This is a genomic window from Comamonas jiangduensis (genome assembly GCF_030162955.1).
GTDB lineage: Bacteria > Pseudomonadota > Gammaproteobacteria > Burkholderiales > Burkholderiaceae_C > Comamonas > Comamonas jiangduensis.
On the sequence record NZ_JARXOV010000053.1, the window covers coordinates 1 to 617 of the forward strand.

The window sequence follows — 617 nt, forward strand, 5'->3', positions numbered from 1 at the left end:
GTCATGCGCTGGGGCAAGCGTGTCCAAGAAATCGCCAGCATCTCTGTCGTCCCCAACGACCCCCAGCCTGTTCGCGCTCCTGGAACTAGCGTTGCCAAGGCTGCATAAGCGCTGATTTCAGCTCGTAGCCTTGCGTGCAGGGCTACCGGCTGCAATTCCGCAGTATTCAAAGGAGGACACCATGTCCAACGCAATCAAAGCCCGCCTGGCCGCCATTCCGGCCGTTGTACTCGCCACCGTTGGCACTGCCCATGCTGCACTGCCTGAAGCCGTTGGCACTGCTGTCGATGCAGCCAAAGCTGACATGCTGTCCGCTGTTGGCCTGGTTATCGGCGCCATGGTAGCTGTCTGGGGTTTGCTCAAGCTGGCATCCAAGCTGGGCTGGCGCTAAGCCATGGCAGACACGAACACCGCCACGGCCAGCACAGAGACCCTCACGGTCGTTGTGCAGGTCGAGCCAGCACCACCGGACGAGGAACGCCTGCAAGACCTCTCCACGGCCTTCGGCCTGATGCTGGTGGTGGTGATCGTTGTCTGGTGCTCCAAACAGATACTCAACATCTTCTCTGTGAACCCAGATCATGACTAGGAGCCCACATGTTCAGTTCGCTCGAAAA

Annotated in this window: 2 protein-coding genes; both read left to right on the plus strand. The window is 59.3% G+C overall.

All coding sequences use genetic code 11. The annotated features are described in order from the left end of the window. Nucleotides 1-181 precede the first annotated feature (181 nt). Nucleotides 182-391: a major capsid protein gene (locus QEP12_RS16940; RefSeq protein ID WP_174864034.1), complete on the plus strand. Its 210-nt coding sequence runs from the start codon at nucleotides 182-184 to the stop codon at nucleotides 389-391. Nucleotides 392-394: 3 nt separating this feature from the next. After that, nucleotides 395-589 (plus strand): hypothetical protein, encoded by a 195-nt coding sequence (locus tag QEP12_RS16945; RefSeq protein ID WP_174864033.1) that lies wholly within the window; start codon nucleotides 395-397, stop codon nucleotides 587-589. Nucleotides 590-617 lie beyond the last annotated feature (28 nt).